Source organism: Kitasatospora sp. NPDC004240 (assembly GCF_053603215.1).
In genome coordinates this window covers 36,839-53,510 of record NZ_JBSGFD010000018.1, presented here as the reverse complement: position 1 = coordinate 53,510, position 16,672 = coordinate 36,839, and the positions used below count along the sequence as shown (strand labels likewise).

At 72.7% G+C, this 16,672-nt stretch carries 13 protein-coding genes and 1 pseudogene; 8 read left to right on the top strand and 6 right to left on the bottom strand.

From position 1 onward, the window contains the following. Positions 1–10: 10 nt before the first annotated feature. The 3 genes from ACWEQL_RS07825 to ACWEQL_RS07815 form a co-directional block, all read right to left on the bottom strand. Positions 11–1,696, bottom strand: a complete 1,686-nt coding sequence (locus ACWEQL_RS07825) for an acyl-CoA mutase large subunit family protein (RefSeq protein WP_452149301.1) — start codon at positions 1,694–1,696, stop codon at positions 11–13. Between the two features lie 215 nt (positions 1,697–1,911). Further along, entirely contained in the window at positions 1,912–2,250 is a 339-nt protein-coding gene (locus ACWEQL_RS07820; RefSeq protein ID WP_452149300.1) for a DUF3817 domain-containing protein, read from the bottom strand. A 179-nt stretch (positions 2,251–2,429) separates the two neighbouring features. Continuing rightward, the gene (locus ACWEQL_RS07815; protein WP_452149299.1) at positions 2,430–3,005 is read right to left on the bottom strand and encodes a MarR family winged helix-turn-helix transcriptional regulator; all 576 of its coding nucleotides are present in this window, start codon (positions 3,003–3,005) and stop codon (positions 2,430–2,432) included. A gap of 495 nt (positions 3,006–3,500) precedes the next feature. Here ACWEQL_RS07815 and ACWEQL_RS07810 point away from each other — a divergent pair, with 495 nt between their 5' ends. Both ACWEQL_RS07810 and ACWEQL_RS07805 read left to right on the top strand, forming a co-directional pair. Next, the gene (locus ACWEQL_RS07810) at positions 3,501–5,141 is read left to right on the top strand and encodes a M4 family metallopeptidase (protein ID WP_452149298.1); all 1,641 of its coding nucleotides are present in this window, start codon (positions 3,501–3,503) and stop codon (positions 5,139–5,141) included. Between the two features lie 468 nt (positions 5,142–5,609). Beyond that, a complete protein-coding gene (locus ACWEQL_RS07805) occupies positions 5,610–7,241 on the top strand; it encodes a M4 family metallopeptidase (protein ID WP_452149297.1) in 1,632 nt (543 codons plus the stop codon). A gap of 133 nt (positions 7,242–7,374) precedes the next feature. Here ACWEQL_RS07805 and ACWEQL_RS07800 read toward each other — a convergent pair whose 3' ends face one another. Then, complete coding sequence (locus tag ACWEQL_RS07800; RefSeq protein ID WP_452149296.1) at positions 7,375–7,713, bottom strand: DUF3817 domain-containing protein; 339 nt, start codon at positions 7,711–7,713, stop codon at positions 7,375–7,377. A gap of 195 nt (positions 7,714–7,908) precedes the next feature. On the opposite strand from ACWEQL_RS07800, the gene ACWEQL_RS07795 reads away from it, so the two are divergent. The 4 genes from ACWEQL_RS07795 to ACWEQL_RS07780 all read left to right on the top strand — a co-directional run bounded on the left by ACWEQL_RS07795 (position 7,909) and on the right by ACWEQL_RS07780 (position 10,857). Then, complete coding sequence (locus ACWEQL_RS07795; protein WP_452149295.1) at positions 7,909–8,547, top strand: AIM24 family protein; 639 nt, start codon at positions 7,909–7,911, stop codon at positions 8,545–8,547. After that, complete coding sequence (locus ACWEQL_RS07790; RefSeq protein WP_452149294.1) at positions 8,547–9,197, top strand: AIM24 family protein; 651 nt, start codon at positions 8,547–8,549, stop codon at positions 9,195–9,197. The genes ACWEQL_RS07795 and ACWEQL_RS07790 overlap by 1 nt, the downstream gene beginning before the upstream one ends. 257 nt (positions 9,198–9,454) lie before the next feature. Next, positions 9,455–10,267 carry an AIM24 family protein gene (locus ACWEQL_RS07785; protein ID WP_452149318.1) on the top strand — a complete coding sequence of 271 codons (813 nt, stop codon included), beginning with the start codon at positions 9,455–9,457 and terminating at the stop codon, positions 10,265–10,267. Positions 10,268–10,335: 68 nt separating this feature from the next. Continuing rightward, positions 10,336–10,857, top strand: coding sequence for a MarR family winged helix-turn-helix transcriptional regulator (locus ACWEQL_RS07780; protein WP_452149293.1), 522 nt, complete (start codon positions 10,336–10,338; stop codon positions 10,855–10,857). A gap of 137 nt (positions 10,858–10,994) precedes the next feature. Here the strand turns inward: ACWEQL_RS07780 and meaB are convergent, their stop codons facing one another. Beyond that, positions 10,995–11,951: a methylmalonyl Co-A mutase-associated GTPase MeaB gene (gene meaB / locus ACWEQL_RS07775; RefSeq protein WP_452149292.1), complete on the bottom strand. Its 957-nt coding sequence runs from the start codon at positions 11,949–11,951 to the stop codon at positions 10,995–10,997. A 72-nt stretch (positions 11,952–12,023) separates the two neighbouring features. Next, positions 12,024–13,217: an acetyl-CoA C-acetyltransferase gene (locus ACWEQL_RS07770; RefSeq protein WP_452149291.1), complete on the bottom strand. Its 1,194-nt coding sequence runs from the start codon at positions 13,215–13,217 to the stop codon at positions 12,024–12,026. 242 nt (positions 13,218–13,459) lie between these two features. On the opposite strand from ACWEQL_RS07770, the gene mce reads away from it, so the two are divergent. Both mce and ACWEQL_RS07760 read left to right on the top strand, forming a co-directional pair. Next, complete coding sequence (gene mce, locus ACWEQL_RS07765) at positions 13,460–13,894, top strand: methylmalonyl-CoA epimerase (protein WP_452149317.1); 435 nt, start codon at positions 13,460–13,462, stop codon at positions 13,892–13,894. A 482-nt stretch (positions 13,895–14,376) separates the two neighbouring features. Further along, positions 14,377–16,672: pseudogene (locus tag ACWEQL_RS07760) on the top strand (hypothetical protein); the annotation flags it as partial.

Here is a 16,672-nt window from a genome sequence, read left to right as displayed (position 1 = left end):
GCGGGAGGGATCAGAAGGTGGCCGACTCCCGGTAGGTGCCCCACTCGTCGCGCAGGGCGTTGCAGATCTCGCCCAGGGTGGCCTCGGCCCGCACCGCGTCCAGCATCGGCGGGATCATCGACTCGCCGGAGCGGGCCGCCGCCAGCATGGCGTCCAGCCCGGCCCGGACCGCGGCCTCGTCCCGGCCCGCCTTGCGGTCGGCCAGCACCCGGACCTGCTCGCGCTCGACCTCGTGGCTGACCCGCAGGATCTCCAGCTCGGGGGTGACGCTGCGCGGGTGGCAGTTGACGCCGACGACCCGCTTCTCGCCCTTCTCCACCGACTGCTGGTACTGGAAGGCGGCCTCGGCGATCTCGCCGGTGAACCAGCCCTCCTCGATGCCGCGCAGGATGCCCGAGGTGATCGGGCCGATCTCGTGGTCCTCCCGGCCCTTGTCCAGGATCCGCTGGAAGATCGCCTCGGCCTGCGCCTCGATCCGGTCGGTCAGTGCCTCGACGTACCAGGAACCGCCCAGCGGGTCGGCCACGTTGGCGACGCCGGTCTCCTCCATCAGCACCTGCTGGGTGCGCAGCGCGATCTCGGCGGCCTGCTCGGAGGGCAGCGCCAGGGTCTCGTCCAGCGCGTTGGTGTGCAGCGAGTTGGTGCCGCCGAGGACGGCCGACAGGGCCTCGACCGCGGTGCGCACCACGTTGTTGTACGGCTGCTGGGCGGTCAGCGAGACGCCGGCCGTCTGGGTGTGGAAGCGCAGCCACTGCGCCTTGTCGGTCCGGGCACCGAAGCGGTCGCGCATCCAGCGGGCCCAGATCCGGCGGGCGGCGCGGAACTTGGCGATCTCCTCGAAGAAGTCCAGGTGCGCGTCGAAGAAGAAGGAGAGGCCGGGCGCGAAGACGTCCACGTCCAGGCCGCGGGACAGGCCCAGCTCCACGTACGCGAAGCCGTCCGCCAGCGTGTACGCGAGCTCCTGCGCGGCCGTCGCCCCGGCCTCGCGGATGTGGTAGCCGGAGACCGAGAGCGGCTTGTACGCCGGGATGCCCTCGGCGCAGTACGCCATCAGGTCGCCGATCAGGCGCAGGTGCGGCTCGGGGGCGAAGAGCCACTCCTTCTGGGCGATGTACTCCTTGAAGATGTCGGTCTGCAGGGTGCCGTTGAGCACGGCCGGGTCGACGCCCTGGCGCTCGGCGGCCACCAGGTACATGCAGAAGATCGGCACGGCGGGGCCGCTGATCGTCATCGAGGTGGTGACCTCGCCGAGCGGGATGCCCTTGAACAGCACCTCCATGTCGGCGGCCGAGTCGATCGCGACGCCGCAGTGGCCGACCTCGCCGAGCGACTTCGGGTCGTCGGAGTCGTAGCCCATCAGGGTGGGCATGTCGAAGGCGACCGAGAGGCCGCCGCCGCCGGCCTCCAGGATCATCCGGTAGCGCTCGTTGGTCTGCTGCGCGTTCCCGAAGCCGGCGAACTGGCGGATGGTCCACGTCCGCCCGCGGTAGCCGGTGGGGTGCAGGCCGCGGGTGTAGGGGTACTCGCCAGGCCAGCCGATCCGCTCGAAGCCCTCGTACGCCTGCCCGGCGGGCGGGCCGTAGACCGGCTCGACCTCGTCGCCGGAGAGCGTGGTGAAGTCCGCGTCCCGCTTGCGCGCGCTGTCGTACCGCTGCTGCCAGCGCTGCCGGCCGCTCTCGATCTCCTCGGCGTCCATGACCCCGAACTCCGCTCCGTACGGCCGCCACGGCACCGGGGCGGCACAGCTATTAGGACGTCCTAGTAATTTACTCGGACGTCCTAGTAATTGTCGATGGTCCCCGGCCCCGCGTGGGCGCGGCGCGCGGGGAGCACCCCGGGGAGCTGCGGAAAAACACCGGAGCCCCTCCCCCGCAGCGGGGGAGGGGCTCCGGCGGAACGCGCGGGCGGGGCTCAGACGCCGGCCGGCTGGCGGGCGCCCGCGGCGGGCAGCGCCTCGGCGGCCTCGCGCACCACGCGGCGCTCTGCAAAGAAGGAGGCGAGCGGGATGCAGCCGGCGGCCAGCGTGAAGACCAGGCGGCCGAGCGGCCACTTCAGCTTCTGGCCGAGCAGGAAGGTCACCACGAAGTACCCGATGTAGAGGTAGCCGTGCAGCATCGCGACGTAGGTGGTGACGTCCTCGGCGGTGGAGAAGCCGTACTTCGCGACCATGAAGCCGCAGAACACCAGCAGCGCCACACCGGTCGCGATCGCCAGGGCCCGGTACCAGCCCAGCAGGGGGGTCGCCTTCATACTTCTCATCGCCTCGCTCGGCCGGTCGGGCGGCGCGTCCGGATCCGCGCACCGCTCAGACGAGGGTAGCCGCCCTCACGCCCGCGCCCGTGCCGCCCCCGCTCCCGTACCCGCACCGCCCCGGCGCGCGCACCGCGGCGCGTGCACCCCGGCCCGGCCTGCGGCCGCGCGTCCGGCGGCTACGCGTCCGACGCCGCCCCGGCCGGCACCGGCCCGTCGAGACCCGGCCCGTCGGCACCCGGCCCGTCCGGCTCGGTGAAGTCGCCGGCGGAGATCCGCAGCGGCCGCAGCAGTTCGAAGACCTCGCGGCACTGCTCCTCGCCGTACTCCTCCAGGCCGAACTCCATCGCCATCAGCTCCCGGGTGGCCTCCTCCACGGCCCCGCGCCCGCGGTCGGTGATCGCGGCGAGCACGCCCCGGCCGTCCAGCGGATTGGGACGGCGGGCGACCAGGCCGGCCCGCTCCAGGCGGTCGACGGTGTTGGTGACGCTCGTCGGGTGGACCATCAACCGCTCGCCGATCTTGGAGAGCGACAGCTCCCCGGTGCGGCTGAAGGTGAGCAGCACCAGCGCCTCGTAACGGGCGAAGGTCAACCCGTACGGCTTGAGCACCGCGTCCACCCGGGACAGCAGGATCTGGTGGGCGCGCATGATCGAGGTGATCGCCGCCATCGAGGGGGCCCCGCCCCAGCGGCGGGTCCAGAGCTCGTCGGCGCGTGCGATCGGGTCGAAGTCGAGTGCGAGGGGCTTGGCCACCCGCCTACCGTACCGGCGGGCGGGGCGGTGACTACCAGGCGTCCTGATGGTGGACAAGCGGGACACGTGGCGGGATCCCGCCAGCCGGGCCGCCAGGTACGTACCAGGGCGTTACGCGGATGTGAACCACCGCCAACTGCGCGGAAGACCCACCGGGTTGGCCGCCGAGTTGTCGATCTCCGCTCTATCAGGCCTCGGTTCGGGCGGTAACCCGCTGAAAGACGGTTGATTCGTCCTGGTTCGTCCCCCTGTTCACAATCCGACCGGCTGGCGAGACCTGGCCAATTGATGATCCAGACCTGTCATTTCACTTGTTGGATTGTCATGCTTTCGGCCAGCCCCGTCCGGCAGCCACCGCCCCACTCACCGGTGGCCGCCAGCGCAACCGCACGGAGCAGCACGTCAGCGCCCGATCCCGCCCCTCAGGCACCAAACCCGGTGCCCCGGGACGAGGCGCGCCCGCGCACACGCGGTTTCCCGGAAGGACCCCTGTACGTGAAGCGAAAGCTCGCAGCCGGCGCCGTACTCTCCGCCACCGCCCTCCTCACCGGCGTCATCCAGGTGAGCACCGGCGTCGCCCAGGCCGACCCGACCCCCGCCACGCAGGCGCAGGCCGCGAAGGACCGCGCCGCCCTGATCGCCCTGGCGCACGGTCAGGCCGGCCGGGTGGCCGAGGCCCTCGCGCTGGGCGGCCAGGAGCAGCTCGTCGCCAAGGACGCCGTGGTGGACGCCGACGGCACCCGCCACCTGCGCTACGAGCGCACCTTCGCCGGCCTGCCGGTGCTCGGCGGCGACCTGGTCGTGCACCAGGGTGCCGACGGCGCGGTGAAGTCGGCCGACAAGGCCGTCACCGAGAAGCTCGCCGTCCCCAGCCTGACCCCGAAGCTCTCCGCCGACCAGGCCGCCGCCAAGGCGACCGGCGCCGTGCAGGCCACCGTGGGCCTGGCCCACGACAAGGACGAGCAGCCGCTGAAGGAGATCCGTCAGACCGGCTCCCCGAAGCTGGTCCTCTGGGCCGCCACCGGCACCCCGCGCCTGGCGTACCAGACCGTCGTCGAGGGCGTGAAGGCCGACGGCACCCCGAGCAGCCAGAAGCTGGTGACCGACGCGGCCACCGGCGAGGTGCTCTCCGCGCACGAGGAGTTCCAGACCGCCACCGGCAGCGGCAAGGGCGTCTTCGTCGGCAACGTCCCGCTCACCACCACCCAGGTCAGCGGCGGCTACAGCCTGAAGGACGCCACCCGCGGCGGCCAGTCCACCAGCGACATGCGCAACCGCACCTCCGGCAGCGGCACCCTGTACACCGACGCCGACAACGTGTGGGGCACCGGCACCGTCTCCAGCGGCCAGTCGGCCGCGGTGGACGCCCAGTTCGGCGCGGCGGCCACCTGGGACTACTACAAGAACACCTTCGGCCGCAACGGCATCAAGAACAACGGCGTCGGCGCCACCAGCCGCGTCCACTACGGCAAGAACTACACCAACGCGTTCTGGAACGACTCGTGCTTCTGCATGACGTACGGCGACGGCGCGAGCAACACCCACCCGCTGACCGAGATCGACGTGGCCGGCCACGAGATGACCCACGGCGTCACCTCGGCCACCGCGGGCCTCAACTACTCGGGTGAGTCCGGCGGCCTGAACGAGGCCACCTCGGACATCTTCGGCACCATGGTCGAGTTCTCCGCGAACCTCGCCACCGACGTGCCGGACTACCTGATCGGCGAGGAGATCGACCTCAACGGCGACGGCACCCCGCTGCGCTACATGGACAAGCCGTCCAAGGACGGGGCCTCGGCCGACGCGTGGTACTCCGGCGTCGGCAACCTGGACGTCCACCTGTCCTCGGGCGTGGCCAACCACTTCTTCTACCTGCTGGCCGAGGGCAGCGGCGCCAAGACCATCAACGGCGTCGGCTACAACAGCCCGACCGCCAACGGCTCGACCGTCACCGGCATCGGCCGCACCAAGGCCGCGGCCATCTGGTACCGCGCCCTGACCGTGTACTGGACCTCCACCACCAACTTCAAGGGCGCCCGCACCGGCACCCTGAGCGCGGCGGCGGACCTCTACGGCGCGGGCAGCGCCGAGTACAACGCGGTCGCGGCCGCGTGGAGCGGCGTCAACGTCAACTGACGCCACCGACCAGGACGCCCGGGGCCCCGAACCGGCGGGGAGGCCCCGGGCGTCCGCCCTTTCCCGGCGCGCCCGTCCCACCGCAGGTGAAGCCCCGCCCGGCCCGCCGGCGGTGAAGCCCCGCCGTTAGCAATGCCCCCGGTTCCCGGCAAGGCCGCGCCGCTGGCGGGATCACGCCAGCGGGACGAACCGGGACGGAACACCGCGTACGGGGCAGCCGCCCCACACGTTCCCGCGCCGGTGGCGAGACCTGGCCAATCCTCGGACCGGCGCTGTTCTTTCACCTCCTGCATTGTCATGCTTCTGCCCAAGCCCCGTTCCGGCGCCCGTCCCCCCACCCACCGACGGGTCGTCAAGGACCGCACGGGAGCAGCACGTCAGCGCCCGTACCGCCCCACGGCGCCAACCCCGGCGCCCCGGTACGCGACGCGACCGCGCACACGCGGTTTCGTGGAAGGAACCCCGTACGTGAAGCGAAAGCTGACAGCCGGCGCCGTACTCTCCGCCACCGCCCTGCTGGCCGGCGCGATCCAGGTCGCCGCCGTCCCCGCCCAGGCGACGCCCCCCACGGCCGCGGCGGGCCAGTCGCGCGAGGCCCTGATCGCCTTCGCCGGCGACCAGGCCGCGCCCGTCGCCCGGTCCCTGTCCCTCGGCGGCCAGGAGCAGCTGGTCGCCAAGGACGTCATCGTGGACGCCGACGGCACCCGCCACCTGCGTTACGAGCGCACCCTCGCCGGCCTGCCGGTGGTCGGCGGCGACCTGGTCGTGCACCAGAGGGCGAACGGCTCGGTCTCCTCCGTCGACAAGGCCTTCGAGGGCCGGCTGGACCTGCCCTCCCTCACCCCGAAGCTCTCCGCCTCCCAGGCCTCCGAGAAGGCCCGGGCCTCGCTGCAGGCCACCGTGGGCACCGCCGAGGACGCGGACGAGTCGCCGCTGGCCGAGGTCGGCCTGGCCGCCGGGGCGCAGCTGGTGGTCTGGGCGGCGGACGGCGCGCCGCGGCTGGCGTACCGCACGGTGGTCGACGGCGTGCGCGCCGACGGCACCCCGAGCAGCCAGGAGCTGTACACCGACGCCGCCACCGGCGCGCTGCTCTCCTCGCACGAGGAGTACCAGACGGCCAACGGCACCGGTAAGGGCGTGCACGTGGGCAGCGTCCCGCTGACCACCACCCAGAGCGGCTCGACCTACCAGCTCAAGGACGGCTCGCGCGGCAACCAGTCCACCACCAACCTGAACGGCGGCACCTCCGGCAACGGCACGCTGTTCACCGACGCCGACAACGCCTGGGGGACGGGCAGCCCCTCCAACGCCCAGTCGGCCGCGGTGGACGCCCAGTACGGCGCCGGCGCCACCTGGGACTTCTACAAGAACACCTACGGCCGCAGCGGCATCAAGAACAACGGCGTCGGCGCCACCAGCCGGGTCCACTACGGCTCCGCCTACGTCAACGCCTTCTGGAACGACTCCTGCTTCTGCATGACGTACGGCGACGGCACCGGCAACTCCAACCCGCTGACCTCGCTGGACGTGGCCGGCCACGAGATGACCCACGGCGTCACCTCGGCCACCGCCAAGCTGGTCTACTCGGGCGAGTCCGGCGGCCTCAACGAGGCCACCTCGGACATCTTCGGCACCATGGTCGAGTGGTACGCCAACCTGCCGGTGGACGTGCCGGACTACCTCATCGGCGAGAAGATCAACATCTTCGGCAACGGCAAGCCGCTGCGCTACATGGACAAGCCCTCCAAGGACGGCAAGTCCAAGGACACCTGGTACTCCGGCATCGGCAGCATCGACGTCCACTACTCCTCGGGCGTGGCCAACCACTTCTTCTACCTGCTGGCCGAGGGCAGCGGCGCCAAGACCATCAACGGCGTCAGCTACGACAGCCCGACGTCCAACGGCTCGACCGTCACGGGCATCGGCCGCGCCAAGGCCGCCGCGATCTGGTACCGGGCGCTGACCGTGTACTTCACCTCCACCTCCAACTACAAGGCCGCCCGCACGGCGACCCTGAAGGCGGCGTCGGACCTCTACGGCGCCAGCAGCACCGAGTACAAGGCGGTCGGGGCCGCCTGGAGCGCGGTCGGCGTCAACTAGGGCGCGTCCAGGACCCCGGTCCGCCCCACGGTCCATCCCGCACCACGATCCATCCCGCACAACGGCCGACAGGCCGCCGGCCCCCAGGGAGAGAGGGGGTCCGGCGGCCTGTCGGCCCGTTCGTTCCCGGGTGCTACGCGGCGGCCGCGGAGCCGTCGCGCACCTCGGCCGGCGGGTACTCGCCGCGCTCCTCCTTGGCGAGCATCCGCTCGGCCACGAAGCCGCCGAAGGGCACCACCGAGAGCAGGAACATCAGCACGCCGCGCTTGGCGTCCCACTTCTGCGCCTGCCAGGCCACGATCCAGAAGACCACGAACAGGATGAACAGGATCCCGTGGACGGCGCCCATCACGGGGACCGCGTTGAAGTCGGTCGTGCGCTTGAGCGCCGAGCAGATCAGCAGCAGGACGAAGGAGGCCCCCTCGGGGGCGGAGACCAGGCGCAGTCGGTGGACGGCGGCGTTGCTCTTCACGTTCGGTACCTCATCGCGGCGGGGGAAGCTTGTGAACCGGCTCACAAGACGCCGTCCATTATCGCCGAGCCCTACATCCGGGCGGCCCCCGGGGGCGCCGACGTGTGCGGGTTCACACGGCCGCCCGTCACAGGCGCGTACCAGAAAGCCCGCGCCCCCTCCCCGACGGCGGCCCGCTCCGGCTACATTGCGGCGGTGGCACAGTTTCGACTCCAGGGGTCCAAGGTGCTCGCCGTCGACATGACGGGCGACGCCGTGAAGGCCAGAAATGGCTCTATGGTCGCGTACACCGGCCAGATGAGCTTCAAGAAGCTCAGCGGCGGCGGCGACGGCCTACGAGGCATGGTCACCCGCCGGCTGACCGGTGAGCAGATGACGGTCATGGAGGTGAAGGGGCAGGGCACCTGCTACTTCGCCGACAAGGCCACCGAGATCAACCTGGTCCGGCTGAACGGCGAGACGCTCTACGTCGAGGCCGACAACCTGCTCTGCACCGAGGGCACGCTGAGCACCGGCACCAGCTTCACCGGTCTCAACGGCATCTCGTCCGGCAACGGCCTGTTCACCACCAAGGTCGAGGGGCACGGCTGGGCGGCCCTGACCTCCATGGGCCCCGCGATCATCCTGCGGGTCTCCCAGGGGATGCCGCTGCGGGTGGACCCGGGCGCGTACGTGGCGCACACGGGCAACCTCAGCCGCAACCTCAAGTCCGGCGCGGGCTGGTCGACCTTCATCGGCGAGGGCGGCGGCGAGGCCGTCCAGGTGGAGTTCACCGGCGAGGGCCTGGTGTACGTCCAGCCGTCCGAGAAGCTGACCGTCGGGGGCGACGTCTGATGCCGTTCACCAAGATCAACAGCAAGATGATCGAGGCCCAGGTCATCCCCGGCCAGCGTCTGTTCAGCCAGCGCGGCGCGATGCTCGCCTACACCGGCGAGGTCAGCTTCACCCCGAGCATGACCGGGGGCCAGGGCGGCGTGATGGGCATGATCGGCCGACGGGTGGCCAACGAGGACACCCCGCTGATGACCGTCGAGGGCCACGGCAACGTGATGTTCGGCCACGGCGGCCACCACGTGCACGTCATCGACCTGCACGGCGACACGCTGTACGTGGAGGCGGACCGGCTGCTCGCCTTCGACGGCTCGCTGCGCCAGTCGACGATGTTCATGGGCCAGCAGGGCGGCGTGATGGGCATGGTCCGTGGCCAGGTCACCGGACAGGGCCTGTTCACCACCAAGCTGGAGGGGCAGGGCTCGGTCGCGGTGATGGCCCACGGCGGCGTCATCGAGCTGCCGATCCACCCGGGCCAGCCGGTCCACGTCGACCCCCAGGCGTACGTCGCGCACCGCGGCAACGTCCAGAACAAACTGTCCACCGCACTCGGCTGGCGCGACATGATCGGACGCGGCTCGGGCGAGGCCTTCCAACTGGAACTGTCCGGTCAGGGCGCGGTGTTCGTGCAGGCGAGCGAGGAGAAGCTCTGATGTCCTACCCGCCGCAGCCCCCGTACGGGCAGCCGCACGACCCGTACGGCCAGCAGCCGTACAACCAGCCCACCCAGCCCGGCTTCCCGTCCCCGCCGCCGCCCGGCTACGGACCGCCGCCCGGCCACCCCCAGCAGGGCTACCCGCAGCAGGGCTACCCCCAGCAGGGGTACCCGCCGCCGCCCCCGCAGGGGTACGCCCCGCCGCCCCCGCCGCAGACCTACGCCCAGGACCAGTACGGCGGCGCCCAGGCCCCGCTGCCCAAGGCGCAGGACGGCTCCGGCCCGGTGGTGCACGACGCGCACAGCCTGCCGGTCAACGACAACGTCAACCCGTACGCCTTCTCCGTGGAGCTCAACGGCTCCTACTTCCTGCAGAAGGGCAAGATGATCGCCTACTACGGCGACATCTCCTTCAAGGGCGTGGGCGCCGGCGCGGTCGACCGGATGCTCGGGCGGAACTTCAACTCCCCGATGCACGCGGCGGACTGGGTGGTGGCCGAGGGCCGCGGCAAGCTGCTGCTCGCCGACCGGGCCTTCGACCTCAACTCCTACGACCTGGACCAGGGCAACCTGACCGTCCGCTCGGGCAACCTGCTGGCCTTCGAGCCCACGCTGAAGCTCAAGCAGTCGATCATCCCGGGCTTCCTGACCCTGATCGGCAGCGGCAAGTTCGTCGCGGCCTCCAACGGCCCGGTGCACTTCGTCGAGCCGCCGATCCGGGTGGACCCGCAGGCCCTGGTCGGCTGGGCGGACTGCCCGGCACCGTGCCACCACTACGACCACGACTACATGCACGGGGTGATCGGCGGGCTGCGCCGGCTGACCGGGCTCGGCGGGGCCTCCGGCGAGGAGCACCAGTTCGAGTTCATCGGCGCCGGCCAGGTGCTGCTGCAGTCGACCGAGGTGCTGATGGCCGAGCGCGCGGTGGGCGCGGTGCACGCCGAGGCGGGCGTCCCGATGGGCGGGGTGCCCTCGCAGCACGCCGGCGGGCACGGCAGCCAACTGCCCAACGTCAACGTGCCCGGACTGGGTAACCTGGGCGATCTGGGCCGGCGGTTCGGCCTGTAGGCCCCGCGGGCGCACGGACCGGGTCATTAGATCGTACAACATTGAACTAAATGGAGTATGCTGGCCACATGGACCCGCAGACCTCCGCAGCCGACGTCTCCTCCTCGCAGTCCCCGGAGCCCGAGGAGGAGACGCCCTGGCTCACCGCCCGCGAGCAGCGGTTGTGGCGCGCCCATCTGGAGGTCGCCAAACTGCTGGACTACCAGCTCGGCCGCGAGCTCCAGCCACACAACCTGGCGATCAACGACTACGAGATCCTGGTCGTGCTCTCCGAGGCCCCCGACCGCCGGATGCGGATGACCGATCTGGCCACCGCGACCCTCCAGTCCAAGAGTCGGCTCTCGCACCAGATCACCCGCATGGAGAACGCCGGCCTGGTGCTGCGTCAGGACTGTCCGGGCGACCGCCGGGGCCTGTACGCCCACCTCACCGAGCAGGGCTGGGCCACCATGCAGAAGGTCGCCCCGGACCACGTACGCAGCGTCCGGGCGCACTTCATCGACCGCTTCACCCCCGAGCAGATCGACGCGATGCACGAGGCGCTGGCCCCGATCGCCGAGCACCTGCGCGGCCTGCGCGGCCGGGGCTGAGCCACCCCCGCACGCCCCACGCACCCCGCGAGGCCCGTACGGCCCACGCGCGCCGCACAAGGCCCCCCCACGCGGACACGGAACGGCCGGCCTCCCCCGTTCCTGGGAGGCCGGCCGTTCGGCTCGTGGGCCCGGGGCTACCCGTGGGTCAGCCCCGCGACCAGCTCGTCGGCCGCGCCGTACGGGTCGAGGTCACCGGCCACCACCCGCTCGGCGAGCGTGATCAGGTGGCGGTCGCCGTGCAGGTCGCCGATCCGGGCGCGCAGCGCGGCCAGCGCGATCGCCTCGATCTCGTCGGCGGCCCGGCGGCGGCGGCGCGCGGCCAGCTCGCCGTGCTCCTCCAGCCAGGCGCGGTGCTTCTCCAGCGCCTCGACCACCTCGTCCACGCCCTCGCCGCGGGCGGCGACGGTCTTGACGATGGGCGGACGCCAGTCGCCGGCCTCGCGGGCCTCGCCGAGGCCGAGCATGTGGTTGAGCTCGCGGGCGGTGGCGTCGGCGCCGTCGCGGTCCGCCTTGTTGACCACGAAGACGTCGCCGATCTCCAGGATCCCGGCCTTGGCCGCCTGGATGCCGTCGCCCATGCCGGGGGCCAGCAGCACCACGGTGGTGTCCGCCTGGGCGGCGATCTCCACCTCGGACTGCCCGACGCCGACCGTCTCCACCAGGATCACGTCGCAGCCGGCCGCGTCCAGCACGCGCAGCGCCTGCGGGGCCGTCCAGGAGAGCCCGCCGAGGTGGCCGCGGGTGGCCATCGAGCGGATGAACACCTCCGGGTCGGTGGCGTGCTCCTGCATCCGCACCCGGTCGCCGAGCAGCGCCCCGCCGGAGAACGGCGAGGACGGGTCGACGGCCAGCACCCCGACCCGCTTGCCGAGGCGCCGGTAGGCGGAGACCAGCGCCGAGGTCGAGGTGGACTTGCCCACGCCCGGCGACCCCGTGAGCCCCACGGTGTAGGCCCGCCCGGTGTACGGGGCCATCGCGGCCATCGCCTCGCGCAGCTCGGGCGCGGCGTTCTCGACCAGCGAGATCAGCCGGGCCACCGCGCGCGGACGGCCCCGGCGGGCCTGCTCGACCAGCGTCGGCACATCGATCATCAGGTGGCTCCTAGAGGGAAGAGGCCGCGGACCGTCGGCGACGGTCCGCAGCCCCGAAGGTATGTCAGCCGGTCAGGCCTTCGGAACCCTCACGATGAGCGCGTCACCCTGGCCGCCGCCGCCGCACAGCGCGGCCGCGCCGACCCCGCCGCCCCGGCGCTGGAGCTCCAGCGCCAGGTGCAGCACCACGCGGGCGCCGGACATGCCGATCGGGTGGCCGAGCGCGATCGCGCCACCGTTGACGTTGACGATCTCCGAGGAGACGCCCAGGTCCTTGGTCGACTGGTAGGCGACCGCGGCGAAGGCCTCGTTGATCTCGATCAGGTCGAGGTCGGAGACCTCCAGGCCCTCCTTGCCGAGGGCGTGCCGGATCGCGTTGGACGGCTGCGACTGCAGCGAGTTGTCCGGGCCGGCCACGTTGCCGTGCGCGCCGATCTCGGCGATCCAGGTCAGGCCCAGCTCCTCGGCCTTGGCCTTGCTCATCACGACCACGGCGGCGGCGCCGTCGGAGATCTGCGAGGAGGTGCCGGCCGTGATCGTGCCGTCCTTGGCGAACGCCGGGCGCAGCCGGCCCAGGCCCTCGACCGTGGTGTCGGCGCGGATGCCCTCGTCCTGGCTGAACAGGACCGGCTCGCCCTTGCGCTGCGGGATCGCCACCGGGACGATCTCGGCGTCGAACACGCCGTCCGCCTGCGCCTTGGCCGCGCGCTGGTGCGAGGCGGCGGCGATCTCGTCCTGCACCTCGCGAGGGATGCCCAGGCGGGTGTTGTGCTTCTCCGTGGACTCGCCCATCGGGATGTTCTCGTACGCGTCGGTCAGACCGTCGTACGCCATGGCGTCCAGCAGCTCGACCGCGCCGTACTTGTAGCCCTCGCGGGACTTCGGCAGCAGGTGCGGGGCGTTGGTCATGGACTCCTGACCGCCGGCCACCACGATGTCGAACTCGCCGGCGCGGATCAGCTGGTCGGCCAGCGCGATGGCGTCCAGACCGGACAGGCAGACCTTGTTGATGGTCAGCGCCGGGACGTTCATCGGGATGCCGGCCTTGACGGCGGCCTGGCGGGCCGGGATCTGGCCGGCGCCGGCCTGGAGCACCTGGCCCATGATCACGTACTGGACCTGGTCCCCGGTGACTCCGGCCCGCTCCAGCGCGCCCTTGATGGCGAAGGCGCCCAGGTCGGCACCGGAGAAGCCCTTGAGGGAGCCGAGCAGGCGACCCATCGGGGTCCGCGCACCGGCAACGATCACAGAGGTGGTGTTGGTCATGGGACGGGCCCCTTCGCACGTCGTGGCCAGGTGAGGATGCGCTCAATGTACTGACCGGTCACCCGTCCGTCACCGGAGCGAGTGTGTGATCAGGCGCACTGGCACTGTCCAGTCAACACCGTGCCGACACGATCCGGGTGAAGGTGCGCACTGTGAGCAGACTCGCACGCAGGGCGCTGGCGCCGCTTCGTCGCTATGCGCTGCACTGGGGGCAACTCGTCCGCCCGACCCGGAGGTCCACCGTGCTGACCCGCATCGACCACATCGGCATCGCCTGCTTCGATCTCGACCGGACGGTCGAGTTCTACAGGAACACCTACGGCTTCGAGGTGTACCACAGCGAGGTCAACGAGGAGCAGGGCGTCCGCGAGGCCATGCTCAAGATCAACGACACCGGTGACGGCGGCGCCTCCTACCTCCAGCTGCTGGAGCCGACCCGCGAGGACTCCACGGTCGCCAAGTGGCTGGCCAAGAACGGCGAGGGCGTCCACCACATCGCCTTCGGCACCGCCGACGTCGACGGCGACTCCGAGGAGATCCGCGGCAAGGGCGTGCGGGTCCTGTACGACGAGCCGCGCCGCGGCTCGATGGGCTCGCGGATCACCTTCCTGCACCCCAAGGACTGCGGCGGCGTGCTCACCGAGCTGGTCACCTCGGCCCCGGCCGACGAGCACTGAGGACGCCGGCGGTGCCGCCGCACCGGGCGGCACCGCACCCAACCCGTCGGTAACCTCGTCCCCCGGGCCGGAAAACCCCCACGCGGCCATTCCCCCGCGGTGCGCTCCCACTACAATGCCCAGGTGCGCGACGACTCCGGGGGACGGGGCCGGCGGGCACGGCCGATGACCGGCCGCGCCGCCCCCGGGCGGGACGGACGGTCGCAGGGGAGTCCATTACGCGGGCACGGCTGAACAGTCGCAATTCGGATCTGTCACCATTCTCCACAAGGCAAGAGTTCGCCCAGGAGTCCACCCGGACGGCGGAGCGCGGCACGACCGCGCCCGGCGAGGGGGGAATCCGACCGTGGCGGGCGTCCCAGCAGGAACGGGGGGCGTCCACCGGCCGCGGATGCAAGGACCAGTCGGACCGGCGCCCGGACAACGGGATCCGGAGTACGGCCGGGTCGAGGACGCGACCAGGAGATGGATGGGACCGCGGAGTGCGGGGCTACGACCGCTACGAGGTTGACGATCACCTCTCCCAGTTCGAGGCCGAGATGGATCGGACTCGGAAGGAGCGGGACAAGGCAGCCGAGCATGCCGAGGACCTCGCCTATCAGGTGGAGGTACTCCGGGCCAAGCTGCACGAGTCCCGGCGCATGCTCGCCCAGCCGCGCGCCTTCGACGCCGTTTCCGGCCAGGCGGAGCAGATGCTCCGCACCGCCGAGATGCAGGCGCAGCAGCTGCGCGCCGACGCCGAACGCCACCTGCGCGACTCCCAGGCGGCCACCCAGCGCCTGATGGCCGAGGCCGCCGAGCGCACCGCCCGGCTGGAGGCCGACCTCGCCGCGCGCCGCCGTCAGCTGGAGGAGGAGCTCGTCGAGCTCCGCCGCAGCGCCGAGCAGCACGTCAACGAGAACGTCTCCTGGGCCGAGCAGACCCGGGCCGGCACCGAGCAGGAGGCCCAGCGCCTGCTCCAGGAGGCCCGCGGCGAGGCCGACCGGCTGATCGCCGCCGCCCGCGCGGAGGCCCACGCCCTCTCCGACCAGGCCCGCGCCCAGACCGCCGCCGACGTCGACGCCGCCCGCGGCGAGGCCCACGCCGCCGCCGAGGCCGCCCTCCAGCGCGCCCAGAGCGACGCCGAGCGGCTGCTGCGGGCCGCCTCCGAGCAGGCCCAGCAGGCCAGCGCCCAGGCCGCCGCCGACGTGGACGCCGCCCGCGGCGAGGCCCAGCAGCAGCTGGCCGGCGCCCAGATGGCCGCCGAGCAGCGCCTCGCCGCCGCCCAGGCCGAGATCGGCCGGCTCAAGGAGGCCGCCGCCGCCGAGCAGGCCCGCGCCGAGGAGGCGCTCGCCCGCGCCCACGGGGAGATAGAGCGGCTGCGCGCCGAGGCCCAGGCCGAGGCCGAGCGCACCCGCCGGGAGGCCACCGAGCTGCGCGCCCAGGCCGAGGCCGCCGCCGAGCAGCTCCAGGCCGACGCCGAGGCCGCCGCCGTCCGCAAGGTCGCCGACGGCGAGGCCGCCAGCGAGCAGCGCTCCCAGACCGCCCGCGCCGAGGTCGCGCGGATGGTCGCCCAGGCCACCAAGGAGGCCGAGGCGATCAAGGCGGAGGCCGCCACCAGGCAGGCCGAGGCCGACGCGGCCAAGGCCGCCGCCGCCGAGGAGGGCGAGCGGCTGCGGGCCACCGCCGAGTCGGTCTCCACCCAGCTGCGGGCCGAGGCCGAGGCCGCCATCGCCGAGCTGCGGGCCACCGCCGAGCGGGACGTCGCCGAGCTGCGCGAGCGGGCCGCCGCCGAGGCCGGACGGATCCGCCGCGAGGCCGAGGAGGAGGGCCGGGCGGCCGGCGCCAAGGACGCCACCGTCCACCTCGCCAAGGCCGCCAAGACCGCCGAGGAGGTGCTCGGCCGGGCCGACCAGGACGCCGCCGCCGCCCGTGCGGAGGCCACCGCCGAGGCCGCACGGATCCGGACCGAGGCCCAGGCCGAGGCCGAGCGCCTGCGCGAGCAGGCCCGGGCCGCCGTCGAGCAGGCGCAGAACGCCGCCATGGACGACGCCGCCGCCGTCCGCGAGCGCATCCAGCAGATGCAGGACGAGGCCGCCGCGATGCGCGCCGAGGCCGAGGAGCTTCGCGCCCAGGCCGCCGCCGAGGCCGAGCGCCTGCGCGGCGAGGCCCGCCGCCAGGCCGTCGTGCAGATCGAGGAGTCCGCGAAGAGCGCCGAGGAACTGCTCACCAAGGCCAAGGCCGACGCGGACGAGCTGCGCTCCGGCGCGGCCGCCGAGGTCGCCCGGGTGCGCGAGCAGGCCTCCGAGCAGGCCGCCGAGACCCAGGGGCGGGCCGAGCAGACCCTCGCCCGGGCCCGCTCCGAGGCGGAGAAGATCACCGCCGCCGCCGAGCAGCAGGGCCAGGACGCCCTCGCCGCGGCCAAGGCCGCGGCCGCCGAGAACCGTGCCGCCGCCGAGCGGGAGACCGCCGAACTGCGCCGCGAGGCCACCGAGTTCGACCAGCGCCTGCGCACCGAGGCGACCGCCGCCGGCGAGGCCCTGCGGGCCGACGCCCAGGCGGCCGCCGACGGTGTCCGGGACGCCGCGGTGGCCGACGCCGAGCGGCTGCGCACCGAGACCGACACCGAGCTCGCCCGGCTGCGCGCCGAGGCCGAGGCGGCCGCGACCGCGCTGCGCGAGGAGAGCCGGCGCGAACGCGAGGAGGCCTCCGCCGGACTGCTCCGCGAGCGCGAGGAGACCGCCGAGCAGCTGGCCGCCGCCCGCAGCGCCCGCGAGCAGGCCGAGCAGGCGGCCGTCG

Coding starts and splice junctions, on each gene's coding strand:
- ACWEQL_RS07825 (WP_452149301.1), bottom strand. CDS start 1,696: ATGGACGCCGAGGAGATCGAGAGCGGCCGGCAGCGCTGGCAGCAGCGG.
- ACWEQL_RS07820 (WP_452149300.1), bottom strand. CDS start 2,250: ATGAAGGCGACCCCCCTGCTGGGCTGGTACCGGGCCCTGGCGATCGCG.
- ACWEQL_RS07790 (WP_452149294.1), top strand. CDS start 8,547: ATGCCGTTCACCAAGATCAACAGCAAGATGATCGAGGCCCAGGTCATC.
- ACWEQL_RS07780 (WP_452149293.1), top strand. CDS start 10,336: ATGGACCCGCAGACCTCCGCAGCCGACGTCTCCTCCTCGCAGTCCCCG.
- meaB (WP_452149292.1), bottom strand. CDS start 11,951: ATGATCGATGTGCCGACGCTGGTCGAGCAGGCCCGCCGGGGCCGTCCG.
- ACWEQL_RS07770 (WP_452149291.1), bottom strand. CDS start 13,217: ATGACCAACACCACCTCTGTGATCGTTGCCGGTGCGCGGACCCCGATG.